The organism is Xylanibacter ruminicola, assembly GCF_900107775.1.
In the GTDB taxonomy this organism is placed as follows: domain Bacteria; phylum Bacteroidota; class Bacteroidia; order Bacteroidales; family Bacteroidaceae; genus Prevotella; species Prevotella ruminicola_C.
In genome coordinates this window covers 44,106-68,768 of record NZ_FNRF01000001.1, presented here as the reverse complement: position 1 = coordinate 68,768, position 24,663 = coordinate 44,106, and the positions used below count along the sequence as shown (strand labels likewise).

Annotated in this window: 21 protein-coding genes; 13 read left to right on the top strand and 8 right to left on the bottom strand. The window is 47.4% G+C overall.

From position 1 onward, the window contains the following. Positions 1 to 384 (bottom strand): GtrA family protein, encoded by a 384-nt coding sequence (locus BLU97_RS00240; RefSeq protein WP_074759736.1) that lies wholly within the window; start codon positions 382 to 384, stop codon positions 1 to 3. A gap of 80 nt (positions 385 to 464) precedes the next feature. On the opposite strand from BLU97_RS00240, the gene BLU97_RS00235 reads away from it, so the two are divergent. Genes BLU97_RS00235 through BLU97_RS00225 form a run of 3 tightly spaced genes read left to right on the top strand, consistent with a single transcriptional unit; the run spans position 465 to position 3,318 of the window. Further along, positions 465 to 1,241 (top strand): polysaccharide deacetylase family protein, encoded by a 777-nt coding sequence (locus tag BLU97_RS00235; protein ID WP_074759735.1) that lies wholly within the window; start codon positions 465 to 467, stop codon positions 1,239 to 1,241. Positions 1,242 to 1,259: 18 nt separating this feature from the next. After that, positions 1,260 to 2,207, top strand: coding sequence for a glycosyltransferase family 2 protein (locus BLU97_RS00230; protein WP_074759734.1), 948 nt, complete (start codon positions 1,260 to 1,262; stop codon positions 2,205 to 2,207). Continuing rightward, positions 2,191 to 3,318 carry a glycosyltransferase family 87 protein gene (locus BLU97_RS00225; protein ID WP_074759733.1) on the top strand — a complete coding sequence of 376 codons (1,128 nt, stop codon included), beginning with the start codon at positions 2,191 to 2,193 and terminating at the stop codon, positions 3,316 to 3,318. The genes BLU97_RS00230 and BLU97_RS00225 overlap by 17 nt, the downstream gene beginning before the upstream one ends. Here the strand turns inward: BLU97_RS00225 and BLU97_RS00220 are convergent. Next, positions 3,264 to 4,469, bottom strand: a complete 1,206-nt coding sequence (locus BLU97_RS00220) for a glycosyltransferase family 87 protein (protein ID WP_074759732.1) — start codon at positions 4,467 to 4,469, stop codon at positions 3,264 to 3,266. The two genes, BLU97_RS00225 and BLU97_RS00220, sit on opposite strands and share 55 nt — an antisense overlap. Positions 4,470 to 4,570: 101 nt before the next feature. Here BLU97_RS00220 and BLU97_RS00215 point away from each other — a divergent pair, with 101 nt between their 5' ends. From BLU97_RS00215 to BLU97_RS00205, 3 genes are read left to right on the top strand one after another with little or no spacing between them, the layout of a single operon-like run. Further along, the gene (locus tag BLU97_RS00215; protein ID WP_074759731.1) at positions 4,571 to 5,614 is read left to right on the top strand and encodes a pyridoxal phosphate-dependent aminotransferase; all 1,044 of its coding nucleotides are present in this window, start codon (positions 4,571 to 4,573) and stop codon (positions 5,612 to 5,614) included. Beyond that, a complete protein-coding gene (locus BLU97_RS00210) occupies positions 5,611 to 6,339 on the top strand; it encodes an NTP transferase domain-containing protein (RefSeq protein ID WP_074759730.1) in 729 nt (242 codons plus the stop codon). The genes BLU97_RS00215 and BLU97_RS00210 overlap by 4 nt, the downstream gene beginning before the upstream one ends. Positions 6,340 to 6,353: 14 nt before the next feature. After that, a complete protein-coding gene (locus tag BLU97_RS00205) occupies positions 6,354 to 7,118 on the top strand; it encodes a glycosyltransferase family 2 protein (RefSeq protein ID WP_074759729.1) in 765 nt (254 codons plus the stop codon). Here the strand turns inward: BLU97_RS00205 and BLU97_RS00200 are convergent. Beyond that, positions 7,111 to 8,007 carry a glycosyltransferase family 8 protein gene (locus tag BLU97_RS00200; RefSeq protein WP_074759728.1) on the bottom strand — a complete coding sequence of 299 codons (897 nt, stop codon included), beginning with the start codon at positions 8,005 to 8,007 and terminating at the stop codon, positions 7,111 to 7,113. The two genes, BLU97_RS00205 and BLU97_RS00200, sit on opposite strands and share 8 nt — an antisense overlap. Then, positions 8,000 to 8,827, bottom strand: coding sequence for a phosphorylcholine transferase LicD (locus tag BLU97_RS00195; RefSeq protein ID WP_074759727.1), 828 nt, complete (start codon positions 8,825 to 8,827; stop codon positions 8,000 to 8,002). The genes BLU97_RS00200 and BLU97_RS00195 overlap by 8 nt, the downstream gene beginning before the upstream one ends. 106 nt (positions 8,828 to 8,933) lie before the next feature. On the opposite strand from BLU97_RS00195, the gene BLU97_RS00190 reads away from it, so the two are divergent. Further along, complete coding sequence (locus BLU97_RS00190; RefSeq protein WP_074759726.1) at positions 8,934 to 9,908, top strand: lysophospholipid acyltransferase family protein; 975 nt, start codon at positions 8,934 to 8,936, stop codon at positions 9,906 to 9,908. Here BLU97_RS00190 and BLU97_RS00185 read toward each other — a convergent pair. The 4 genes from BLU97_RS00185 to miaB form a co-directional block, all read right to left on the bottom strand. Continuing rightward, entirely contained in the window at positions 9,905 to 11,785 is a 1,881-nt protein-coding gene (locus BLU97_RS00185; RefSeq protein ID WP_074759725.1) for an LTA synthase family protein, read from the bottom strand. The two genes, BLU97_RS00190 and BLU97_RS00185, sit on opposite strands and share 4 nt — an antisense overlap. Beyond that, a complete protein-coding gene (locus BLU97_RS00180; RefSeq protein WP_175456273.1) occupies positions 11,782 to 13,518 on the bottom strand; it encodes an LTA synthase family protein in 1,737 nt (578 codons plus the stop codon). The genes BLU97_RS00185 and BLU97_RS00180 overlap by 4 nt, the downstream gene beginning before the upstream one ends. Before the next feature lie 61 nt (positions 13,519 to 13,579). Beyond that, positions 13,580 to 15,406, bottom strand: coding sequence for an ABC transporter ATP-binding protein (locus tag BLU97_RS00175; protein WP_074759723.1), 1,827 nt, complete (start codon positions 15,404 to 15,406; stop codon positions 13,580 to 13,582). A gap of 27 nt (positions 15,407 to 15,433) precedes the next feature. Then, positions 15,434 to 16,768, bottom strand: coding sequence for a tRNA (N6-isopentenyl adenosine(37)-C2)-methylthiotransferase MiaB (miaB, locus tag BLU97_RS00170; RefSeq protein WP_074759722.1), 1,335 nt, complete (start codon positions 16,766 to 16,768; stop codon positions 15,434 to 15,436). Between the two features lie 380 nt (positions 16,769 to 17,148). Between miaB and BLU97_RS00165 the strand changes: the two genes are divergently transcribed. The 6 genes from BLU97_RS00165 to BLU97_RS00140 all read left to right on the top strand — a co-directional run bounded on the left by BLU97_RS00165 (position 17,149) and on the right by BLU97_RS00140 (position 24,662). Next, complete coding sequence (locus tag BLU97_RS00165; RefSeq protein ID WP_074759721.1) at positions 17,149 to 17,955, top strand: ThuA domain-containing protein; 807 nt, start codon at positions 17,149 to 17,151, stop codon at positions 17,953 to 17,955. A gap of 1 nt (position 17,956) precedes the next feature. After that, positions 17,957 to 20,812: a ThuA domain-containing protein gene (locus BLU97_RS00160; protein ID WP_081352785.1), complete on the top strand. Its 2,856-nt coding sequence runs from the start codon at positions 17,957 to 17,959 to the stop codon at positions 20,810 to 20,812. 74 nt (positions 20,813 to 20,886) lie between these two features. Further along, a complete protein-coding gene (locus BLU97_RS00155) occupies positions 20,887 to 21,669 on the top strand; it encodes a DNA-binding response regulator (RefSeq protein ID WP_175456272.1) in 783 nt (260 codons plus the stop codon). A gap of 19 nt (positions 21,670 to 21,688) precedes the next feature. Next, the gene (locus BLU97_RS00150; RefSeq protein ID WP_028911368.1) at positions 21,689 to 22,633 is read left to right on the top strand and encodes an ROK family protein; all 945 of its coding nucleotides are present in this window, start codon (positions 21,689 to 21,691) and stop codon (positions 22,631 to 22,633) included. Positions 22,634 to 22,645: 12 nt separating this feature from the next. Further along, positions 22,646 to 23,377 carry a 6-phosphogluconolactonase gene (locus tag BLU97_RS00145; RefSeq protein ID WP_074759716.1) on the top strand — a complete coding sequence of 244 codons (732 nt, stop codon included), beginning with the start codon at positions 22,646 to 22,648 and terminating at the stop codon, positions 23,375 to 23,377. Between the two features lie 13 nt (positions 23,378 to 23,390). Beyond that, positions 23,391 to 24,662 (top strand): MFS transporter, encoded by a 1,272-nt coding sequence (locus BLU97_RS00140; protein ID WP_074760360.1) that lies wholly within the window; start codon positions 23,391 to 23,393, stop codon positions 24,660 to 24,662. Position 24,663: the final 1 nt, after the last annotated feature.

Genomic DNA, 24,663 nt, shown 5'->3' with positions numbered 1-24,663 from the left:
TTATTGCTTTTTAAAGTGCTTGAATACAAAACGAACCATGATGAAATTGGCGGGCACAGCGATGGCCAAGACTGCCAATGGGGCTACAGCACGACTGAGACCTAACCATAGGAAGAAATTGAACAGCACGATGTGCAGCACGTAGTTGACTGCATGGGCGCCGCCAAAACCAATGCCGTTGCGGGCTGAGGTTTTTTCGCGGAAGGTGAAGTGGGCCGACAGATAGTAGTTGACTAAGAAACTAACGATATAGCCCGCCGTATAGGCGATGTTAACCTCGATAAAGTGCTGTAGCAACCAGTATACACCATAGTGTATGGCGGCGGCAGTGGTGCCTACGATACCGAAGCGAACGAGCTGATAAAATGTTTCTTTATTAAACATGAATACGAAATTTTGGTGCAAAGATACAAATAATTCGGTATAATTGTGTATCTTTGCACCAAATTATACCAATTATTATCATGATACTATTGAGTTTTGATACCGAAGAGTTTGATGGACCACGCGAACATGGCGTGGAATTTTCATTACAACAAGGTATGGAAGTTTCGAAGGAAGGCACGCGCCGCATATTGGACTGCTTGAAGCAGAATAGTGTGAAGGCTACCTTTTTTTGCACAGGCAATTTTGCAGAGAATGCACCCGAACTGATGCAACGGATTATGGACGAAGGGCACGAGGTGGCCTGTCATGGGGTGGATCACTTTGAGCCGAAAGAGACTGACTTTGCCCGTTCGAAGGAAATTGTGGAACGGGTAACCGGACGAACGGTGTATGGCTACCGACAGCCGCGTATGTTCCCTGTGGTGGAGAGCGAAATCAAACGGGCGGGCTATCGCTATAACTCGAGTCTGAACCCCGCGTTTATTCCCGGCAGATATATGCATCTCACTGAACCCAGAACCTGGTTTATGAAGGATGGGGTGATGCAGATACCGGCTTCGGTAACACCGCTGATACGATTCCCGCTGTTCTGGCTGGCACTGCACAACCTGCCACAGGGCGTGTACCACTGGATGGTGCGTCGCGTATTGAAGCACGATGGCTACTTTGTGACCTACTTCCACCCCTGGGAGTTTTACGACCTGAAAGAGCACCCCGAGTTTAAGATGCCCTTTATTATTAAGAATCATAGCGGACGTGAGATGGTTGGGCGACTCGACAAACTGATAAAAATGCTGAAAGCCCATGGCCACGAATTTATAACTTACACTGAATTTACTGACAAGCAACTATAAGATAACAACAACGAATGTATGAAAACGATAACAATTATACTGCCCGCTTATAACGAGGAGTCGTCGTTCGAGCTGCTGAAAGAACGGATGAGCGAGGTGGTAAAACAAAACCCGGATTACAACTGGGAATTTTTGCTGGTGAACGATGGTAGTACCGACCATACGCTGCAGCAGATGATGCGTCTGCGTCGTGAAGACCAGCATTATAACTATCTGGATCTGAGTCGCAACTACGGTAAGGAGGTTGCGATGATGGCTGGTTTTGACTATGCCAAAGGTGATGCTGTGATAGTGATGGACGCCGATATGCAGCATCCGATAGACGTGATACCCGAGATGTTGCAGTATTGGGAACAGGGCTACGACGATGTGTATGCCACCCGACAGGACAGTAAGGAGAGTTGGCTGAAGCGTGCCACATCGCATTGGTACTACGAGGTGCTACAATCGGTAACCAAGGTGCCTATCCAGAAGGATACCGGCGACTTCCGCCTGTTGGACCGCTCGTGTGTAGAGGCTTTGAAACAGATGCGCGAAACCGAGCGTAACACCAAGGGGATGTACTCGTGGATAGGATTCCGCAAAAAGGGCATCGGCTACAAACAGTTAGAGCGCCAGGCTGGTGAGAGCAAATGGAGTACACGAGCGCTGATGCATCTGGCATTGAACGGCATTATGTCGTACACCACCGCACCACTGCGACTAGCTTCGGTTCTGGGACTGATAGTATCGTTTGTTGCTTTCCTGTATCTGATATATATTATTGTGATTACCAATTTGTATGGCGAGCCTGTTCAGGGCTATCCTACTATGATGGTAACGATACTTTTCTTAGGTGGTATACAGCTGTTGAGCTTGGGTATCCTAGGAGAGTATGTGGCAAAGATTTTTAATGAAGTGAAGGGCCGTCCTGGCTACTTCCTGAACTCGTATAATGGCGAAAGAAAATATGTGGCAAAAAATTAAGAACATTAAGAACAAAGAGCAGATTTTATTTTGGTTGGGACTGGTGATAGTGATAGCTGCCACCACTATCGAGACCATGCGTGGCAGGGCTCTTAACTACTATGTGTTTAGCGATGCCTCTAACATGTTCTGGCATGGACTGACACCTTACACCCAACAGTTTATTACCGATCATGGGCGCTATTTCCTATATACCCCCGTGTTTACTGCCCTGTTTGCGCCCGTATTGCTGCTACCCCAATGGTTGGGACCCTATGTGTGGAACGGCATGCTGTATGCGTTGATGGTGACGGCCATCAGAACGCTGCCTGGCGAGGTGAACCAATATCGCACAAAGATATTTGCCTTTCTGTTGCTACTGATCGTGCAGGGCACCTACTGCTTCCAGTACAATCTGGTGGTGTGTGCGCTGTTTTTGCTGGCTTTTACGTTGTTAGAGCGCAATAAGCCGTTGTGGGCAGTACTGCTCATTATGATTTCGGCCACCACCAAGATTTATGGCGGTATAGAGTTGGCGCTGCTTTTGTGCTACCCCAAGATGTGGCGTAACTTAGGCGCAGCTGTGCTGATGGGCGTGGTTTTGCTGCTACTGCCTGCCATGTACCTGAATTTTGAACACCCACTTGACGTTTACCGTCAAATGGGTGAGATTCTTACCCAACATGGCGACTCTGGCATCTGGGCAGGATTGCTTTATGCTCCCGTACTGCGTGATGTACTACTGCCAAACATGCGCATCGTACAGTTAGGTGCGTTAGTCATATTATCGGTCATCTTCTTTTGGAAGAAGAGATTGTGGAGTGATTTCAGATTCAGAGTGTCTGCCTTAGCTGTGATGGGGGGCTATGTGATACTGTTTAGCGACAGTCCAGAAACGCATACGTACATCATTGCCTTGGCTGGCTACCAGATGGTGTTCTGGCTGCAGCCTAAGCGTACTACATTCGATTGGGTGATTTTCTGGCTACTGTTCGTAAACTTCTGCATCTTCCCCATTGATGTGCTCTGTCCAACACCCGTGTACCGATTCTTCCACTGGAACTTCTGGTTTGATATCTACTGCATGACGTTGGCCTGGGTGCGCATAATTTGGGCTGTGGCCAAGGCATAATCCTTGGTGAGCATCTCGTAAATGAGCTTAAACCAGATGATAGCTACAGGCAGGGCCTTGAGCGAATAGGGCTTGATGAGCTGGCTCCATACTACCTTTGGAAAGAGGTCGGATGGCGACATCGACGTGATGATAAAGGCGAAGATGATGAGTGCCAGATCGCAGCGGTTGCGCTGCCAAGGACTGGTGAGATACCAGATGGCTACACCGGGCATGGCGATGATGTAGCTGTACGACTCGGAACCGGTGCTGAACAGCACAATCGTCATGAGCGCTGAGGCTACGGCTGCCAGGCGGAACCCCTGATGGCGATACTGATCGAGTCGCAGATAAGGCAGAGCGAAGAGAATGGCACCAGGCAGGATAAGCCAGATATCGTTGTAACTGGCGATGCCTGATATCTTACGTACCATACCCAGCAGCGAGATGTTCTGACCGGCGGCAAACTGGTTGAGGTCGTTCTTATGTACCAGCACATCGTACCAGGCACCGTACTGGCCGCACACGTAATCGAACCCGAATACGAACATGGGCAGTACTGTAAGAATCACCATCCAGGCTACGAACCAGCCTAGGAACTGGCGCTTATTGTGCGAGAAGGGGAAGAACGCCAAGCCCGCAATGCCGTAGATTTTGGTAACTGTGCCCAAGGCAATGAGGAACGCTGCCCAGCAGTCCTTCTGCTTCTGGGTGAGGTAATAGGTAAACAGAATGCAGGCTAAAATCAGACTGTTACTCTCGGAATCGAGAATGCAGGTATAGGCTTCGACTGCCACAAACCACAGAATGAACAGCTGCTGACTGCGGGTAAAGAACGACTTGCGGATGCTATAATAAGGCACAAATGTGATGAGTAGCATCCAAATCAGTCGGCCTAACTGATAAGGCAGCACCGCCATGGGTGCCATGAGCAGCGGGAAGAGCGGGCCGTATAGAAAATAATTTCCATCCTCGGGGTAGATGATGTAAAGTGGCATTTGTTGCCAGGCATGCCAGAACGAGTGGAAGAAGATGGAATAATCGAGATCGAACTTACCCTTGAGCCAAATGCGCAACCAAGGGACGATGGCCATGATGAGCCATACGAAAAACACGACACGAAAGTCGGCCAGATAGTGTTTAATCTTGCAGGTTAATATAGATAGTTTCATGATCAAAAGGTAAATAATTCTTTGCAAAGATACAAAAAAAAATAGTAGTTTTGGTATAAAAAGCTAAAAAAATTGTAACTTTGCACCCAAATAAGATAAATATGGAAAAGGAAATGAATTTTCTGGATAGAAATGAGTTTAATTTCGAACCCAGTGAAAAAGTGGTAGAGGCTATCCGCAATTTTGACCCAAAGACATTGTGTTTTTATACCCGTATTTACGATCAGGGCAAGAAAAGCGTTGTATCGGTAAAGCTGAGCGAGATATATGGTGTACCCGAAGAGCAGGTACTGCTGGCTTATGGTGGTGAGGACATTCTGAAGAATGCCATTCACTACTACCTGATGAAAGGCGACAACAAGAAAATACTGATACCAGAATACTCATGGTGGTACTACAACAAGGTGGCCAGCGAGTGCTATGGTACCTTTGAGATGTACCCTCTGCACGAGCAGGAGGATACCTTTGCCTATGATGTAGATGAGGTGATAGAATATACCAATCGCATTCATCCCCGTATGCTGCTGTTGGCATCGCCTAACAACCCTACGGGTAACTGCTTGACACCCGAGGAGATTGGACGTATCATGGAGAATATCCCCAACGACACGATGGTGCTGATAGATGAGGCTTATGCCAGCTTTATTACCAGCGATACAGATTATATCGCCCCATTGGTAAACAAATATCGCAACTTGATTATCTCGCGTACACTAAGTAAGTTCTATGGACTGCCCGGACTGCGTTGTGGCTTTGGCTTTATCGGTGCCGGACACGACCACTTTGTAAGCTATATCAACAAGTACTTAGGCTATAATCGATTCTCGGAGGCTGTGGCTTTGGCTGCGCTCGACAGTGATGAGCACTACCGCAAGGTGGCCGACGATATGGAGTGGGGTCGCCAGCTGTACAAGAAAGCATTGGGTGACAAGCCTGGCTTTAAGGTGTATAAGAGTGTGGCCAACTTTATCCTGATAAAATATCCTGTAGCTATTAAGGAGGCCCTGCAGAAGGCTCTGGCCGACCAGAACTACAAGATTAAGTTTATGACCGATAAGGGTCTGGAGGAGTGCGTGCGCATTACCTTAGGACGTAAGGAGCAGACACAGGCTGTAGTGGATACCATCTTAAAAGTGTTGGGATGATAGGTGTGATATTGGCTGCGGGAATGGCCAAGAGACTGCGCCCGCTTACAGACGAGAAACCCAAATGCCTGCTGGAGGTAGGTGGTAAAACGCTGTTGCAGCGTACCGTTGACGCGATGATAAGCGCCGGCGTAAAGGAGTTTGTGGTAGTAACAGGCTATCGTGCAGAGATGATAAGGGAATTCCTAACTGTCAACTATCCACTATCCACTATCAACTTCATCGACAACCCCGATTACGAGCATAACAACAACATTTTCTCGTTGTGGCTGGCCATGCAGAAACTGCACGGACAAGAGGTGCTGCTGATGGATAGCGACATACTGTGCGATCCTGAGGCTGTGCGCCGTGTGGCCCGTAAAACCAACCCCGCCTTGGCCATGCAGCAGCACGAGCTGGGCGAGGAAGAGATGAAGATTGTGGTTGACGAGGCCGGACGTATTACCGAGATAAGCAAGACCTGCAGTCCTGCCGATGCCATTGGCGAGAGTGTGGGTATCGAGAAGATGACACCCGCCTATACCGAGGCCATCTATCAGGAACTGCGCAAGATGATATTAGACGAGGGCCAGATTGATATCTTCTACGAGCGCGCCTTTGAGCGACTGATTCCACAGGGACATACGTTTGAAGTGGTAGATACCACCGACCTGTTCAGTTACGAGCTCGACACCCCCGAGGACTTGAAAAAAGCTTCGGCTGCATTACCAAAAGAATTATATTAGAATAAAAACAAGCAATGAAACAGCAAATATCTGTTGTAATTAATACGTATAATGCTGAACGGCATCTGAAAGCATGTCTGGAGGCTGTGAAGAGTTTCGACGAGATTGTGGTTTGTGATATGGAAAGCACAGACCATACGGTAGAGATTGCCAATAGCTATGGCTGTAAGGTGGTGACATTTCCCAAGGCTGACCATACTTGTTGCGAACCTGCTCGTAACTGTGCCATTCAGTCGGCTTCTAACCATTGGGTGTTGGTGGTCGATGCTGATGAGATTGTGACGCCAGAACTGCGCGAGGTGCTCTATCTGCTGATACAACAACCTGATGTGGCTGCAGGCTATTTCATTCCACGACAGAATATGTTTATGAACATGTTTGTGCGCGATTTCCATTATGATTATCAGTTACGTTTTTTGGTGCGTGAAGGTACGGATTGGCCTGCTACCATTCACTCGCTGCCTAAGGTGCCCGGCAAGGTAGAAAAACTCAATGCCTCTAAGGATGCCAGACTATTACATCTGATGGACGAAACCATGCATGAGTATATCCATAAGATGAATCTCTATACTGACAACGAGGTGGAGAAGAAACTTGGGAAGCGTTATGGGATTGGCGCTCTGTTGTGGCGTCCCCTTTGGCGATTTTTTAAGAAATATGTGATGGATGGTGGTTATCGTATGGGTACACGAGGCCTTATTCGCGCCATGCTCGACGCGGTTTACCAATTTATGATAGTTGCCAAAGTGATTGAGCGTAAGATAAGAGCGGCTAAATAAACAATCGCTTAAGATAGTACTTGGTAAACCGCTTAAATCCGTGATATTTGAATACTGGTTTTAGTTCATTCCAAGGGCTGATTGCAGCGTAATGCCAGAATTCATCTTTATAAGGATGAAGACATTCCTTAAACCAAGGTTTGCGAAGTGAAGCGTAATGAATAATACAAGGTTTTTTACGCCACTCTTCTAATTCTTCACGTTGCCATGGTACTATTGGAGGGGTTTTCTCAAGAAAACTCTCCAGCATGTTCCATTTCGGAGATACTTCATGTATCAGCCCCTTGCATACGCAATTGATAATATCTTGGTCGTGATAGAGAATAAGGTGATATTGCTTGTCAACAAAGTCCCATACCTTTTTCTCGAACTCGAATTGTCGCAGGAATTGAAGGTTATATAGTCCCATCCCACTATTAAAATAACCATCGTTAGTGCCAAAACCTAATCGGGAGATGCATTTCTTCCTCATTCGCAATGTGTCTTGCACTGCAGCTAATGCATATCCTTCTAAGTTCGTGTTCCATAGTTCTGCTAGATCAGTCTTGATAATCATGTCGCAATCAAGATATAGTGCTCTATCGCGATCGCTGAGAAGCGAAGGCATTAACAGTCGGAAATAGGCTTCGTATGAAATGTTGGTGAAACGTTCGCCAATGGGGAGTTTTTTGAAAAGCTCTTTGTTGATATCCAATACCGTAATCTTTTGTCCGAACTGTTCGGCCAAAAGTGAGAGACGCTGTCGATTGTCATTACCCATATCACCAGAAAGAATGAAGCATTCAATCTGATGAGTAAGGTTGTTGCTGAAAAGCGAAGTGAGCATTACGCCGCAGTATGGCGCATAGCTATCACTGGATGCGCAAACTATTGTTATGATATTATTCATGTTCAAGAAGGTGTTTGCAGGACTTGTATGGTTTGTTAAGATCCATCAGATAAAAATTATGCTGACGCTGTTTGGGGCCAGGAGGAATGGTCATATAGTCACCATACTTATTGCTTAGATATTCATCGGCGTGTTGGAGTCCCACAAAACGACACTCCTCAAAGACGGTTGGGGTAGGTGTGCCAAGGATGCTACGCTTCAAAACTCCATGTCGCCCATCGTCGTGATCAACTACATACTCTGATGAGTCATAGTCGTACTTGGTCTGTAGGTTCTTCATCTTCTGCTGAACCTTGTCGAGTGTATAGAATTTGCGACATAGAAGTGGAATCCAACTCGAAGGACCATGGCCATGGCGATATGGATCGCGAAACAAGAAATATTGCACTTTCTTCCAATAAAAGTAATGTGCAAAATGAATGCGTTGAATCAATGGATTACTGGTCATGCCATCAAGAGGGAATACATCAAGATAAACACCCCCAAGATACTTCATGTGGCGACGCTCAATGAGTGTGGTGTTGGCATCTTGTATTTTAGCGAATGGCAAGGGGTAGTTCTTGTCTGTCTCGAAGCTGATGACCTCAAACTGGTTTGGTAGCCACTCATGTGCATGTTGCATCAGCAAATCGTAATCAGGGCGGGGCATGGCGATATCAAGATCATCATCCCAAGGAATAAAACCCTTGTGACGCACTGCACCCAGCATGGTGCCTGCCCAGAGATAATAGCGCAGGTGGTGTTCCTGACAAACTTTATCGATGGCCTGAAGAATTTTCAGGATGTGAAGTTGAAGGGGACGGATATCGTAACTTGCCATAAAACTATTGTTATTTATTTATATTTCGTGGCAAAGGTACGCAAAAAACTGCATATTTCAATAAAAACGCTTGTGAGATTGCAAATAATTATATAATTTTGCATCCATGAAGGTACTCTACTTTATTGTTTTAGCCGTTTGGTATGTGTTCTCATTACTGCCATTACGTGTACATTACCTCATCAGCGACCTGCTGTTTTGGTTGCTGTATGGCGTGTTGGGCTATCGTAAAAAAGTGATAAGGAGAAACATCAAAGAGTCGTTCCCCGAGAAAACTGATGACGAAAGATACAGGATAGAACGTGGATTCTACCACTTTTTCTGCGATTATATCGTGGAGAGTGTGAAACTGATGACGATGACACCCGAAAACCTGAAGCGCCGTATGGTGTTTAAGGGTGCAGAACAGGTAGATAAGGTCATCGAGTCGGGACAGTCGTGTGTTGTGTATCTGGGGCACCTGTGTAACTGGGAGTGGGTGACATCGTTGCCGCTCTGGCTTTCGCCCAAGGCGCAATGCGGACAGATTTATCATCCTATCGAGAACAAGGACTTCGACCGCTTGTTCCTGAAGTCGCGCCAGCGTATGGGGGCTGTTTGTATCCCCATGCAGGATACTTTGCGAAAAATGGTGGAGTTCCGCCGCGCTAAGCAGCCTGTAGTGATTGGATTTATCTCGGATCAGAAACCCCATTGGGTGAACATCCACCACTGGATAGATTTTCTGCATCACGATACACCTGTGCTCACTGGTACAGAGCGTATCGCCAAGAAAATGAATTATGCGGTGTTCTTTCTGGATGTGCGCCGTGTAAAGCGTGGCTACTATGAGGCCGAATTCATCCCGATGACGTGCGAGCCACAGCAGCTGAAGGATTATGAACTCACAGATATGTACTTCGATTTGTTGGAGAAGAGTATCAAGCGTGCGCCCGAGTTCTGGTTGTGGAGTCACGACCGCTGGAAGCGTACACGTGCTGAGTTTAACGAGCGTTATGAGGTCATAGACGGTAAGGTAATTGCCAAGGATCATCCCGACAATAAGCCTGCGCCCCCTAAAAAACCTTGGTATAAGTTTTAAAGCAGCTTGTTTTTGGTCATGCGCATCATATATTGCTGGATGATGGCTTTCAGCTCGCGCTCCATCTGTGCCTGCTGAGGTACCTTGCCCTTCAGGTTGTGGCGCATCAGACGGTCGGTTAACTGATAAACACCCTTGGTTTCTTTTCCGTCGAACTGAAGCACATAACCATATTTCACGTACTGATAGATACCGTTGAGGTAGTTGACCGCCCACGTATCGTTGGCGGGCGTGTTGAGCACGTCGATACCAAAAGCCACATAGGGCTTAGAGTAACCCAACATACCCAAGACGGTGGGCAGGATATCTATCTGCTGTGCCACCTTGTCTTCCATCCGACCTTCGGCGTGCGACGGGTCGTAGATGATGATGGGCGAACAGAAACCGCCCAGATCACTCTGATATTCAGCATGGTCGCTCTGGTTGGTATGGTCGCTGGTAAGTACAAAGATGGTGTTAGAAAACCAAGGTTGCTTACGAGCGGTGGCAAAGAACTTGCCAAGAGCCATATCGGTATAGCGGATGCATTTCTGGATGGGCAGATGTTCCTCGGGGTACTGCGCCTTATACTGCTCGGGGATGGCGAATGGATGGTGACTGGAGGCCGAGAAGATAGCCGTCATAAACGGCTGCTGCATCTTACTCATCTCCTCAGCATAATACTGGAAGAAGGGCTCGTCCCAGATGGCCCAGGTTCCATCGAAATCGTTTGTGCCACGCGCAGCCTCGTATTCGGTACGACCGTAATAACGTTGGAAGCCCGTCTTCTTGGCAAAGGCCTCAAAGCCCATTGAGCCATTCTGGGCTCCATGGAAGAAAGCTGTCTGGTAACCCTCGTTACCTAAGATGCCGGCCAGACCGGTATAATCGTTCATCGAGGCTGGGGTGAGGAAGAACGGCTCAACAAACATAGGGATGCTGGAGAGGATACTCGGCATGCCATCGATGCTCTTTCGGCCGTTACAAAAACTATATCGGAAAGTGGTGCTATGGGCAATGAGCGAATCGATACGAGGTGTGTATCCCTTGTACTTGCCGCCCTCTAAATCGCTGTTGAGCGCACCGATATACTCGCGACCGAAGCTTTCGATAATCAGAACCACAACGTTCTTTTTAACCAACGTATCGCTCTGGGCCTTATGCTGCGGGGTGTAGATGGCCTCTAACTCAGTCTCGCTCTCATAATAGTTGGGCACGGTGAATACGCTTTTGCCGATGGTGCGGATGAGCGAGAATGGAGTATTGAGTACCAAAGCGGCATCGGTAGGATGCTGGGCGTATTGGTTGGCGTTTGATACAGTGATGGGGCGAACGGCTGTGGTAAAACCGCCGCGCATGCCGGCAATACTCAGAGGCGCGATGAGCAGCAAGCTTGCTAAGTTGGCTGCATGCTTGCGTCGGGGCAGGGCATACAGCTTGTAAAGGCCTAGCATTACTACTACAAACAGCAGCACCAGGTACCAGTGGTTGATAAACTCGGTGCCGAAAATGCTACCCAAGTTGCCCTCGTTCGAGAACTCACCGAATACCGTCGTGGTGGTGCGGCGCATAGTGTATTGGAAATAAACCGCATCGCCTAAGTTGATGGTTAAAGCAAGACCGTTGATGATGAGATACAGCCACTTAAGGGCTTTCTGACCTTTCAACGTAAATGCCCCAACGGTAATCATCAGCACCACATAAAGGGCGTTTGTATAAACAATAGCCGAGGTGTCGAACAGGAGTCCGCCACGAAATACATCGCTGTTATAATGCAGCAGTTGGGTGTTTTCAAAGAAATACGCCAATCGTGCTATCTGGTAAACTACATAGACTAACAGGATGTTCCAGATAACTGCCACGATAGGGGCATAGGGCTTGCTGAGAAGATGTTTCATCGTTGATTTAAATCTTTTGTAGCGGCTTGCAGAATGGCTTGAGCAATGGTAATATCGCCCTTACCAATGGTAACCCGCTGACTATTCAGGTCGAATACCGTGAGACCAGTGCTATCTACCATCGAATAACCTTCGGTAAAGGTATGCATGGCCACAGGGTGGGTATAAGTGCGACTGAGCACATCGCGACTAAATGTATAATCGCTATGCGACAGACCTAACTGGGCTAACAGCGTAGCGGGCAGGTCGGTCTGGTTGCAGATGGTATCGATACGGCGGGGAGCTTTTACGGCGCCGCCAACCCAAATCATCGGGATACGGTTGCGTAGCGGATGCTGCTCGTCGTACTCTTTGTAGTTGATGCCGTGATCGGGCAGCAGCACAATCAGCGTATTCTTCCAAGCCTCTGTGCGGCGCAGTTTGGTCACGAAATCGCCAATACACTGGTCGAGATAATAGAAAGCATTCAGAATCTCATCGTCGAAATGCTTGATGGGCACATCCCACGGCTCGTGACTGCTCAGCGAAGAGTAGCCGATGAGATAAGGCGATGGGAGAGTGGTGGCCATATCATACAGGGTGCCGAAGGTGATGTCATCGCGTACACCCCATTCGGCTGATTTTTGTTCGGCTGTTGTATAGTCGGCCTTCCAGGTAAGCTGGTCGAACCCGCCGCTAATCAGGTAGCTGCGCATGTTGGTGAAATTGATGTCGCCACCATATAGATAATGGGTGTTGTACTGCTTCTCGTCACGTAGCGAACGGGCAATACAAGGTAGTGTGCGCGATTTTGCGGGCATCTTCATTACGGATGTGTTGGGGAACGAGGGATAACCGCTATAGGTACACAGGGTGCCGCGATCGGTGCGCCATGAGTTAGCGTAGCAGTTGGTAAAGTAAACACCTTCAGCAGCCAACTTGTTGAGATTGGGGGTGATGTCCTTGCGACCACTGAGTTCGGTAAACTCGCCGCCGAGGCTCTCCATCAGTATCACGATGATGTTGGGCGTTGGTGTGTTCAGCAGGGTGTCACTATCCACACTCTCAGTGTTATAAAGCTGATCGATAATCTGCTGACAGACCTCGTCGCTCATATAGTTGTAACTCTCATTGTTGCTGGCGGTCCTCTCTAACGAAGCCAAAAAACTGAAAACAGGATTAACAGCCGAGTGGTTGAGGAACTGATTCTGCGAATAGTATACCTGACCGATATTGGTGGTAGATTCGTCTAAGCCACCACGAATACCGATGACTATCAATGGTGCCATGATCAGGAATGTAACCAAGCTGATAAGTGCTGTTTTGAGTGATCTCTTCGGTCGGTTAGCGCCATTCAGACTACATAGGGCGTTAGCGTAGCCCTTATAGATAACAACAGCTGCTACCACTAACGCTGTGAATCGCCAGATGAGATAGACGACAGAGACGCTGGCTGTAGCCTCGTTGGGTGTTTCGAGGTACTGCAGGCACGAGGCATCGAGCTTGAATGCCCAGAAGGGATAAAGACTGGTGTCGGCCACAAAAGCTAAAGCAAAAGCGATGGCTATCAAGGCGTAATACCCTTTCAGGATGCGGAACAGCCATTGGCCTGTGTACCACATGCTGACAATGGTGGCGAGAAAAGGTACAATAAAGAAATACAGGGCTGTTGATAAGTCGAGCGACAGTCCGTGCTGTACCACCTGCCATATATCGCTATACACGAACTCGTGTCCCTCTCGGCAGAAAAGCATAAATGCCAACTTGGCCAAGACGAACACAAGAGCCGTCCAGAGGTACGTCTTTATCAGATAACTAACTCTGCATTTCATGTAGCTTCTTGTAATAACCGTCGATGTTCAGCAGTTCATCGTGGGTGCCACGTTCTACTATCTTTCCCTCGTGTAGCACGCAAATCTCGTCGGCATTCTTAATGGTGCTCAAACGGTGTGCGATGGCTACGGTAGTGCGGGTCTTCATCAGGCGCTCTAGAGCATCCTGAACCAGGCGCTCGCTCTCGGTGTCGAGGGCCGATGTGGCCTCGTCGAGAATCAGGATTGGTGGATTCTTCAGGATGGCACGAGCGATGCTCACACGCTGGCGCTGACCACCAGACAAGCGGCCGCCGCGATCACCGATGTTGGTATCGAAACCGTTCTCGGATGCCATGATGAAATCGTAGGCATTGGCAATCTTGGCAGCTTCCTCAATCTGCTGCTGGGTGGCGTTATCCACACCGAACGAGATGTTGTTGCGGAACGAATCGTTAAAGAGGATAGCCTCCTGGTTTACATTACCAATCAACTGGCGCAGATCGTGAATACCCAACTCTTTAACGTTGATGCCATCGATGAGTACCTCGCCCTCCTGAACATCATAGTAACGGGGGATGAGATCTACCATTGTTGATTTTCCGCTACCACTCTGACCAACCAAAGCGATGGTCTTACCCTTGGGGATTACCAGGTTGATATCCTTCAATACCCATTGTTCGCCATATTTGAATGATACGTGGCGGAACTCAATCTGGTGCTCGAAACTGGCAATATGTTTAGGAGACGCAGGCTCCTGAATGGTATTCTCGGCCATCAGAATCTTATCCACACGCTCCATCGAAGCCAGTCCCTTGGGGATGTTATAGCCGGCTTTCGAGAAATCCTTCAGTGGGTTGATAATCGAGTAGAGCATCACCATATAATAAATAAAGATAGGTCCTGAGAGCGTGTGGTTGTTGAGCACCAGCACACCACCGAACCACAATACAATCACAATCATCACAGTGCCCAGAAACTCTGACATGGGATGGGCCGACGACTGACGGATGTTGACACGCATGATATCATTGCGATAGGCCGAGTTGATGGCGTCGAAACGCTTGTTCATCTTCTCTTCGGCACAGAAGGCCTTGATGATGCGTAAACCACCCAACGTCTCCTCAACCTGACTCATTGTGTCGCTCCAAAGGCCCTGAGCCTTTACCGATTGGGCTTTGAGCTTTCGGCCTACCCAACCCATGAACCAACCCATGATGGGAACGATAACCAAGGTGAACACGGTGAGCTGCCATGAGATAAACAGCAGCATGGTGAAATAGCCTACTATCAGAATGGGGTTCTTGAACAGCATCTCGAGACTCGACATAATCGAGTTTTCAATCTCTTGCACATCACCACTCATACGGGCAATGATGTCGCCCTTGCGCTCCTCGCTGAAGAAACCTAACGGCAGGGTGTTGATTTTCTGATAAAGCTGGTTGCGGATATCGCGAACCACACCTGTACGGATGGGCACGATGGTAGCCGACGACAGAAAGTAGGCACCAGTCTTCAGGAAGGTCATAAAGGCCAGGAAGAGACCGATGATGAGAAGCGTGGTGGTAGGACCGAGATCGGCAATGAGCTGGTTGACATAGTAGTTCATGTTGTTCATCAACACCTCCTGCGCGTTGGCCCAATCCCATGCCATCAGGGCGGTTGCTGTATCGCCATCGCCAGTCTTGAAGATAATCTGCAAGATAGGTATCAGGGCTGCAAACGAAAAGACATTCAGGATAACCGATAGAATATTGAACACTACCGATGCCACCAGGTATTTCTTGTATGGAGGAACAAACCGCCTAAGTACGTTCAGGAACTCTTTCACTTTTCTACTTTTTACTTTTTTACCCTTTTACTTTTCCACCGCCTCTCCTAATAAGGTGGCACTGGTACTACCGGTGATGCGCACACGAACAGTTTCACCAATATGGTGACCGGCCTTATCGAAGACCACCATTTTATTCTGTTCGGTACGACCGCAGAGCTGCTCTCTGCTGCGCTTTGAGAAGCCCTCAACCAGCACGTCGAACTCCTTACCCTCGTCCTTCTTGTTCTGGATAGCACTCATCTCGGTCTGTAGCGCGATGAGCTCGTTCAGTCGACGGATCTTCTCTTCCTCAGATACATTATCGGGTAGGTGTTTTGAGGCATAAGTGCCTGGGCGCTCGGAGTATTTGAACATAAAGGCAGAATCGTAACCCACCTCGCGCATCAGGTCGAGCGACAGCTGGTGGTCTTCCTCTGTCTCGGAGTGATAACCTACAAAGATATCGGTAGAAAGACCGCAATCGGGGATGATACGACGGATGGCATGTACGCGATCCATATACCACTCGCGGGTGTATTTGCGGTTCATTAACTTCAGAATGCGGTCGCTACCACTCTGTACGGGCAGGTGGATGTGCTTGCAAACGTTAGGCACCTCGGCGATCACCTTCAGGGTTTCGTCGCTCATGTCCTTGGGGTGCGATGTGGTAAAGCGCACGCGCATGGTGGGCACCTCTTCGGCCACCTTTCTTAATAACGTGGGGAAATCAATGTCCTCGAACTTATACGAGTTGACATTCTGCCCCAACAGGGTAACCTCCTTATAGCCTTTATCGCGCAGGTCGCGCACCTCGCGCAGGATACTCTCGATATCGCGACTGCGCTCACGACCACGGGTGTAAGGCACAATACAGTAGTGGCAGAAATTGTTGCAACCACGCATAATGCTCACAAAACCACCAATCTTATGACCGATGCCGATACGCTGGGGTACCACATCCTTATAAGTCTCGCTGGTAGAGAGTTCGGTATTCATGGCCTTATGTCCCAACTCGGCCTGCGCAATCAGGTCGGGCAGTGAGAGATAAGCATCAGGACCAGCCACCAAGTCGCAGTGGTGGTTGTCGAGCAGGTCGTTCTGAGCCCTCTCGGCCATACAACCCAACACGCCAATCAGCATGCGATTGGCTTCAGGATCTGCCTTCTGGCGGCGACGGCGCTCAGCATCCAGCGCATCCAGACGGTGAAAAATCTTCTGTTCGGCATTATCACGAACAGAACAGGTATTCAAGAATACAGCATCGGCCTCGTCGATGGTCTCTGTGGTTTCGTAACCAGCCATCTGCATCACCGATGCAACTACTTCAGAGTCTGCCACATTCATCTGGCAGCCATAGGTTTCAATATATAACTTCTTCATTTCGCCTGCAAAGGTACAAAACTTTTGCGAGATATGTGTATTTTATGCAAAAAAGATGTTAATGTCGTGAACAGAGTTGTTCGCAAACTCTATAATGCCATCCATTTATCCATACTGAATCTATATTGTCATAGCTGGTGCAGATACGTAAATGGTTTAAATACAAATCGTTACGTTTTGGCAGTTTTGTTTTTATCCACATCTTTATTTTGTGAATGAACAGGATGGATTATTTTTTGTAACTTTGTACCGATAGAAAGATGAATAACTGACTTTTTTTGTAAGTAATGACAGATTCTCTACTCGATTTGTCAATTATTAAACTTCTATGTCACGGGAATGTGATACTTTTGCAGCGCGACTAATAAACAAGATAAAAAATGAAGATTCTAAAACTAATTTTAACAGCATTGCTATTCGTTAATGGTTTGAACTTGAATGCTCAGACTGAAGACTATCCGGCTAACTATGCCAAAGGGCCTCGATTCAAGGCACTATTGTGTTATGAACCTACAGCCGAAGAGGCTCATGTGCAGTTTGATAAACAGGCTATTCAGTTTTTTCATAAACTGACGTATGGAGAAGGCTATCTGTTGGATGTGACCACCAATCTGGGTGATTATCGTGATAGTCTGCAAAACTATAGTATCATCATTATGTGTAACTATGGAATAGCTGACAAGAAGACACGTGAAGCTTTTCAGACCTATATGGAGAATGGAGGTGGATGGATGGGGTTCCACGCCTCTGCGTTTAGGGCTAACGAGGCCGAATGGCCCTGGATGACCGAGTTCTTGGGTTGTGGCTCATTCCTCTGTAATCAATGGCCACCACAGTCTGCTTTGGTCAGAGTGGAAACATCTGAGCATCCTGTTACACGCACGCTACCTGAACAGTATGTGGCGCCTGCCTCAGAATATTATCAATGGACCACATCGCCTCGTCAGGATAAAGATGTAGAAATTCTGGTGTCGATATCATCTAAGATGTATCCTTTTGGTATTAAGGATGTGGTGAAGTCAGGCGATTTTCCTATTGTGTGGACAAACAAAAGATATCGAATGATTTATCTGAATATGGGACATGGTGACGAGAGTTTCATGGAGGCCACGCAGAATATGCTTTATACGAATGCGTTCAGGTGGGTGGTAAGCTGTGACCCTAAAGGCAATCCTTTTGAGAAATAGTATGAAAACGATATTGGTGAGACGATGGGCATGGATAGTACTTGTGCTACTGTGCCATATGATAGACCTGATGGCTGCACAAAAGCGCGTGCTGGTGCTGGCCGAATTGGGAGGGCAGCATGATGCTTTTACCCAAACGGGACTGCGCTGGCTGCACCAGCAGGCAGAAGAAATGAATTTCAGCATCACAGAACTTGATGACTGTAACAAATTGCAAGCTGGTGACATCGCTCAATACGATCTGGTGGTGCAACTGAATTATCCGCCCTATGTATGGAGTCAGGTGGCCATGAAAGAGTTCGAACAGGCTATTGATAAGGGGACTGTAGCATGGATTGGTTTCCATCATGCATCGCTGTTAGGTGAGTTCGACGGCTATCCTATGTGGCTGTGGTTCAGTGACTTTCTTGGAAGCATCCGATTCCAGAATTACATTGCAGAGAAGGCCGATGGACAAGTGATAGTGGAAGATCCAGGGCATCCTGTGATGTCGGGTGTCAATCCAAAGTTTCTGATAAAGGAAGACGAATGGTACACTTATGATCAGACGCCTCGGCGACATGTGCATGTGCTGGCAAGTGTGGATGAAAATACCTATCATCCAGCTTCTGGTGTGAAGATGGGCGATCACCCTGTTATCTGGACTAACCTCAGTAAACCTGCTCGTAATGTATATTTCCAAATAGGGCATAGTGCCTCACTTTTTGATAATCCTGATTTCGTCAGAATGTTTACCAACGCACTTCTCTGGGTGCTGAACCGTCCCATGAAGTGCTATGCAGAAGCATCACTAGAAAGCGAAATGAAGGCTCAGCCCATCGTTGCCTCAAAAATGATCAATGGAAAATGGGTGTTGGCACTGCCTGTCAGCACTGGAAAGCGAGCCATAGGTCCGAAAGATGATCCAGATTATGCCATTTATGGTACATCGAGTATCACCATTCCTCTGAATAACCATAACCTGGAGGACTGGAATCGTATCTCCTTTGATATCCGTACAGATTTGGATGCTGGTATCGCTAATGTAAATGTGGCTGTAGATAGCCATCCTTACAGTGGGGGGGGAGCTCATTTGGTGAATGTGGAGAAAAAGGTTTGGCAGCATGTAATCTATCAGATAGAAGAGATGCCTCGTAAAGAGGTCACCGACATACGACTTTATACGGACATCAAGGGCAGAAATCTCTCTAAACAGGACTCTATTCATTACGAAATCCGTAACATGCAACTGGAACGTGTGGCACAGCCAGAGCAGACTGCAGGTTGGCAGGTGGCACCAGGAAAGATGGCTTATTCAATGTCTGGCTATTTTACAATGGGGCCTAAGACAGCATTGGTGGCTGGTCAGGGCGGAAATTTCAAACTCATCGATGAACAGACACATCGGGTAGTGTTTCAGGGAACAACGCAAGTGGTGCCATCTACTCTCAACAGTCAGTTGGCTGTCATCGATTTCTCCGATTTTCAGCGAGAGGGTATCTATAGTCTGGTATTAGACGATTTACATTCGGCACCATTTCCTATCAGTCGGCATGCATTGGACGGTACCATGTGGAAAACGCTGAATTTTATCCGTTGTCAGCGTTGTGGCGATGTCGTTGATGGTATCCATGCCAGATGCCACACGGATGTGTTCTGTGATCACAATGGACAGCCATTCAGCTACGGCGGTGGCTGGCATGATGCAGGCGACTTGTCGCAGCAAACACTTCAGACTGGTGATGTGACATTTGCATTGCTTGAAGCATACCAGGTGTGCAAACAACTCCATCCACAATTGGCCGAACGTTTACTCGACGAGGCCCAGCACGGGCTTCGGCAACTTATGAACACCCGCATGGGTGATGGATGGCGAGCCAGTAGTATAGGACTGCTTCACTGGACTGATGGTATCGCTGGTACAGAGGATGATATCCATACTGTACGTAAACAGCATCATGCCTTCGACAACTATCTTTATGCTGCTTATGAGGCTTATGCATCCTTGCAGCTAAACGATGAGCAGTTGAAACAGGTGGCCATTGAGGACTTTGGCTTTGCAGATAGTCAGTTCTTGGTTCATGGTCTCGACACCTTTAAAATTAAAATGGAGCATACTTATGGCATGCCTGAGAGCATATGGATGGCTGCTGCCTCGTGGTCGGCATCCATGCTCTACCAGCTGACAGGTGAAAAAATTTATGCTGACAAGGCCGCGCAATACATTCACTATACATTGATGTGTCAAGAGCAGTCAGGTGAGATGGCTGGCTACTTCTATCGTGACAGTACGCACCAGTCTATAGTGCATTTTATGCACCAGTCGAGAGAACAACTGCCTATCCAGGCGCTTGTCGCTCTTTGTGAGAGTCAGCGTCAACATCAGGATTTCCACCATTGGCAGTATGCCTTAACATTATACGGTCAGTATCTCAAAAAAATCATGAAGGTAACTCTGCCTTATGGGATGATTCCTAGTGGTATCTATCAGGATCAGAGTGTGCGTCGCTTCCCTCTGTGGACAGATATCTTTGATGGCAACGAGGCATTGATACTTGCTTCGGGTAAGGCTGCTGCACTTTGTGGCAGATTCCTGGATGATCAGGAACTGAGTGATATTGCTATAGAGCAACTCTATTGGACACTTGGCAAGAATCCATTCTGCCAGTCGCTCATGTATGGCGAAGGTCATCGCTATCCCTCTCAAGACAGTTTCTCGTCAGGAGAAATCGTAGGTGAGATGCCCGTAGGCATTCGTGCTATCGTGGATAAGGATATGCCCTATTTCCCGATGACGAATAATGCCTGTTATAAAGAGGTGTGGCTTACTTCGGCAGGCAAGTGGTTATCTCTGTTAGCTGAACTGATGAAGCTATGATTACTTGGATAAGTATTTTTTTCAATATACTGCTGTTGGCAGTTGTCGTCTGGCTCCTTCATAGGAGACGGCAGATGGATGAAGTTGACTGTAAGGCGTCGCGTCCAGAAACAGTAGTTACCCATATCAAGAAAAAAATTCTAGTGGTGGGTATGGATGAGGATACAGAGACGAATCTGAAAGCAGGTTTGCAGTCTGACTATGACTTGGTGTTCGTGAAGAGTGGACAGCAGGCTATCCATATGATTGAGGATATCAAAGCCGACCTTGTCATATCCGAATACCTGATGCAGGATATGGGTGGCGATGAACTCTGTCATGCCATCAGAGAAGATGCAGAAACCTGTATGCTACCAGTCGTATTCCTCTCGTCGCTATCCTATAGTACCGATATCGTTTATGGTTTGGAGGCTGGTGCAAAAGACTTTATCACCAAACCCTGCGACATGTCGATACTGAAAGCCAGAATAGGAATTGTACTCGAAGAACCAACAAAAGGACTTCCGGATCTGAGCAAGTCTGGCGCTGTCAAGGAAACGAGTGATTTGGAATTTCTGCAAAGACTTGATAAGGTTATCAGGGCGCAATTGTCCAACAGCGAGTTGCAGATTAATGATATCTGCCAGGAAATGGGGATGAGCCGTACGGCTATGTTTACCAAAATCAAAGCCACAACAGGGCACTGTCCAAATGACTATTTGCGAATATTCAGACTGAATGAATCGAAAAGGTTATTGGAAGCGAAACTATGGACGATAGCAGAAGTAGCAGTAAAAGTGGGATATAATGATCCCAAGTACTTCAGCACCTGTTTTAAGAAACAATTTGGCTTTTCTCCAAGTAAGATGATGAAATAAACAATAAAATAAAACAAATATGGAAACTTATTTAGGTTTAGATTTAGGCGGCACTAAACTCCTGATAGGCGAGGTTGATGGCCAAGGGAACATTTACAATCACAAGCGTTATGACTCTGGCTATTTCAATCAGCAGGTGGCTTTTGATATTATCCGTCATTCTTTGGATGATTATATCCATCAGGTGGGTTGGTACAAGCAGCCGCCCGTAGCAATGGGGGTTGGATTGATAGGACGTGTTGACTATGAGCAGGGTATCTGGCAGCAGATTGATCCCGAGCGAACCTACCCAATGCCTCTGGCACAGCAACTGTCTGAAACGTACGGTATGCCTTGCTTTATTGACAACGATGTGAAGAGTGCCACGCGTGCAGAGATGATGTGGGGGCATGGTAGGGTGTCACGTAACTTCTTATATGTCAACGTTGGTACGGGCATCGCTGCTGGTCTCGTTATCAATGGGCAACAAGTTCGTGGTAGTCATTTTAATGCTGGCGAAGTGGGGCATGTGAGAGTGGGAGTTCAGGTGGGCGTGAAATGTCCATGTGGTCGAGTTGACTGTGTGGAGGCTATTGCTTCCGGTATGGGCTTCGACCGTTGTGCCCGTTTACTCCAGAAACAATATCCTACTGCATTGCAGATTCCTACAGTGAATGGTGAACGCGTTGACGTGAGAGATATCTTTGCCCTCTATGGACAGAATGACCCCTTATGCAGAGTGCTGGTTGACAATGCTGCTGAGGCCTTAGCCAATCTGATTATGAACTTGGTGCGAATGACCGATCCCGACACGGTGGTTTTAGGAGGTGGCGTAGTTGCAGATGGCTTCATGCTTGAACATATTGAGCACTATCTGCATCCTGTTACCATGCGATTCGTATCTAATGGTGTTGTACTTACCAAACTTGACCCGCAATTTGCAGGTCTCTTAGGTGCTGCGGCTATATCCATGAATTCTAAATAATCCATAGGTATGATGAGTATTACTATCGTAGAGAATGAGTCGGTCTTCGATCTGACTGCCTCACAACGTGTCATCAGGCAGATACTATTAAAACCAGATAGCGTTATCGGTTTGTCAACAGGCAGGACGACTAAGAATATGCACCGCAAAATTGTGGAACAACATCACAGAACGCCTTTTGATGTCAGTCACGTTACGTTTTTCGGATTGGACGAGGTGATGAATGTGCCCCGAACTTATGCTGGTGCTTGTTATACGATGTTGAAGACGGAGTTGATAGACGACTTGGGCATCGATAATGCCCATTTTCTGATGCTGCCCACCATGAGTTCTGACTGGGAAAAAGACTGTAAAACATTTGTTGATAGTATAGAAGCGCGTGGGGGAATCGATCTCCTGATGCTTGGATTAGGGGAGAATGGACATCTGGGATTCAATCAACCAGGTACACCATTTGAGAGTGTGGCTTGGACGACGAGGATGAATGACGAGCTGGAGGTGCGCATTCGCCAGGAAACACAGACTCCTCTAAGTCTCTCTTTGGGTGGTGTCACACTGGGTATCAAGGATATCATGCATGCCAGGAAAATCGTTTTGGTGGCTAAGGGGGCGCATAAGGCCGATATGGTGCGCAGAATGTTATATGGTCCTGTATCAAGAGCAGTGCCAGCCTCAGTACTTCAACTTCATCCTCAATGCGAGTTTTTGTTGGATGCTGCTGCTGCTAAATTTGTGAAACGTTAAGAAGATGATTGATATGAATTCAAAATTGCAACCGCAGACAAACTATTTTGGACCATTCCTCACAATGGTCTTTCTTTTTTTGATTGTAGGATTCCTAACTACAGCCAACGGACAGTTCCAAGGGCCTCTCAAGGCGGCTTTCCTTTCAGATGCAGGTAGCCTTAAAAACACTCTAACCACACTGGTAACCTTCTCTTGGTTTCTGGCTTATCCCGTTTGTGGCCGATTGGGATCAAAGTGGATTGAGTGTTATGGCTACAAGGGCACACTCATACGTGGGCTCATGGTGATGACCATTGGATTGCTATTGTTTTTCCTCTCCTCATGGTTTACAATGCATCTGCCTGATGCTGCATTACAGTTGAATGATCATAGCATTCCTGGCGGATTCTTTATTTTCCTGTTAGGATCCTTTGTTGTCGGAGCTTCGGCTACTATTCTGCAAGTGGTGATCAATCCTTACCTTACAGCCTGTAACGTTAAAAGCACTCAGGCAGTGCAACGCCTGGCTATTGGTGGTACAGCAAATTCGGTAGGTACTACGATAGCCCCCTATTTTGTGTCGGGCATTGTGTTTGGTGGTCTTGCGTTGGAAGAAGTGAAAATCCAACAGTTGATGGTGCCTTTCCTGGTATTGGCGGCTGTTGTATTCATCATCATTTTTATTCTGCTTCGCCTCTCTCTTCCAGATATAAAGGGGACACATCACGAAATGGGTGAGAAGCTGGAGAGAAGCGTGTGGTCTTTCAGTCATCTGGCGTATGGCGTGGTGGCTATCTTTTTCTATGTGGGATGTGAGGTGTGTATTGGTACAAACATCAACCTCTATGTCAGCGAGGATCTTGGATTAGACATTTCTGTATGCACGTTGATGGCAACACTCTATTGGGGTGGCCTGTTGGTAGGAAGATTGTTGGGAAGCACACTCAGCACCATCCATCCTCGTGTCCAATTGATATTTACCACAACGATGGCCTGTTTATTGGTTATAATGGCTATGCTGACTAATAACCCATGGATATTGGTGGCGGTAGGTCTATGTCACAGCATCATGTGGGGAGCCATTTTTACTTTGGCTGTATCAAAACTCGGAAAATATACTTCTGTAGCTTCTGGTGTATTCATGATTGGAGTGGTTGGCGGTGCCCTGTTGCCACTTCTCCAAGGCCTACTGGCTGACTGGATGGGCCATTGGCGTTGGTCGTGGTCCATCGTTCTTTTCGGCGAGTTGGTCATGCTTTTCTATGCACTCATAGGTTCTAAAGTCCGGCAATCAGCTCTTTAAG

Excerpts from the sequence above, each read along its gene's own strand:
- BLU97_RS00215 (WP_074759731.1), top strand. The coding sequence starts at position 4,571 with ATGGAAAAGGAAATGAATTTTCTGGATAGAAATGAGTTTAATTTCGAA.
- BLU97_RS00205 (WP_074759729.1), top strand. The coding sequence starts at position 6,354 with ATGAAACAGCAAATATCTGTTGTAATTAATACGTATAATGCTGAACGG.
- BLU97_RS00240 (WP_074759736.1), bottom strand. The coding sequence starts at position 384 with ATGTTTAATAAAGAAACATTTTATCAGCTCGTTCGCTTCGGTATCGTA.
- BLU97_RS00210 (WP_074759730.1), top strand. The coding sequence starts at position 5,611 with ATGATAGGTGTGATATTGGCTGCGGGAATGGCCAAGAGACTGCGCCCG.
- BLU97_RS00150 (WP_028911368.1), top strand. The coding sequence starts at position 21,689 with ATGGAAACTTATTTAGGTTTAGATTTAGGCGGCACTAAACTCCTGATA.
- BLU97_RS00235 (WP_074759735.1), top strand. The coding sequence starts at position 465 with ATGATACTATTGAGTTTTGATACCGAAGAGTTTGATGGACCACGCGAA.
- BLU97_RS00140 (WP_074760360.1), top strand. The coding sequence starts at position 23,391 with ATGAATTCAAAATTGCAACCGCAGACAAACTATTTTGGACCATTCCTC.
- BLU97_RS00220 (WP_074759732.1), bottom strand. The coding sequence starts at position 4,469 with ATGAAACTATCTATATTAACCTGCAAGATTAAACACTATCTGGCCGAC.
- BLU97_RS00185 (WP_074759725.1), bottom strand. The coding sequence starts at position 11,785 with ATGAAACATCTTCTCAGCAAGCCCTATGCCCCTATCGTGGCAGTTATC.
- BLU97_RS00225 (WP_074759733.1), top strand. The coding sequence starts at position 2,191 with ATGTGGCAAAAAATTAAGAACATTAAGAACAAAGAGCAGATTTTATTT.
- miaB (WP_074759722.1), bottom strand. The coding sequence starts at position 16,768 with ATGAAGAAGTTATATATTGAAACCTATGGCTGCCAGATGAATGTGGCA.
- BLU97_RS00230 (WP_074759734.1), top strand. The coding sequence starts at position 1,260 with ATGAAAACGATAACAATTATACTGCCCGCTTATAACGAGGAGTCGTCG.
- BLU97_RS00165 (WP_074759721.1), top strand. The coding sequence starts at position 17,149 with ATGAAGATTCTAAAACTAATTTTAACAGCATTGCTATTCGTTAATGGT.
- BLU97_RS00200 (WP_074759728.1), bottom strand. The coding sequence starts at position 8,007 with ATGAATAATATCATAACAATAGTTTGCGCATCCAGTGATAGCTATGCG.
- BLU97_RS00155 (WP_175456272.1), top strand. The coding sequence starts at position 20,887 with ATGGATGAAGTTGACTGTAAGGCGTCGCGTCCAGAAACAGTAGTTACC.
- BLU97_RS00160 (WP_081352785.1), top strand. The coding sequence starts at position 17,957 with ATGAAAACGATATTGGTGAGACGATGGGCATGGATAGTACTTGTGCTA.
- BLU97_RS00180 (WP_175456273.1), bottom strand. The coding sequence starts at position 13,518 with ATGCTTTTCTGCCGAGAGGGACACGAGTTCGTGTATAGCGATATATGG.
- BLU97_RS00145 (WP_074759716.1), top strand. The coding sequence starts at position 22,646 with ATGAGTATTACTATCGTAGAGAATGAGTCGGTCTTCGATCTGACTGCC.
- BLU97_RS00195 (WP_074759727.1), bottom strand. The coding sequence starts at position 8,827 with ATGGCAAGTTACGATATCCGTCCCCTTCAACTTCACATCCTGAAAATT.
- BLU97_RS00190 (WP_074759726.1), top strand. The coding sequence starts at position 8,934 with ATGAAGGTACTCTACTTTATTGTTTTAGCCGTTTGGTATGTGTTCTCA.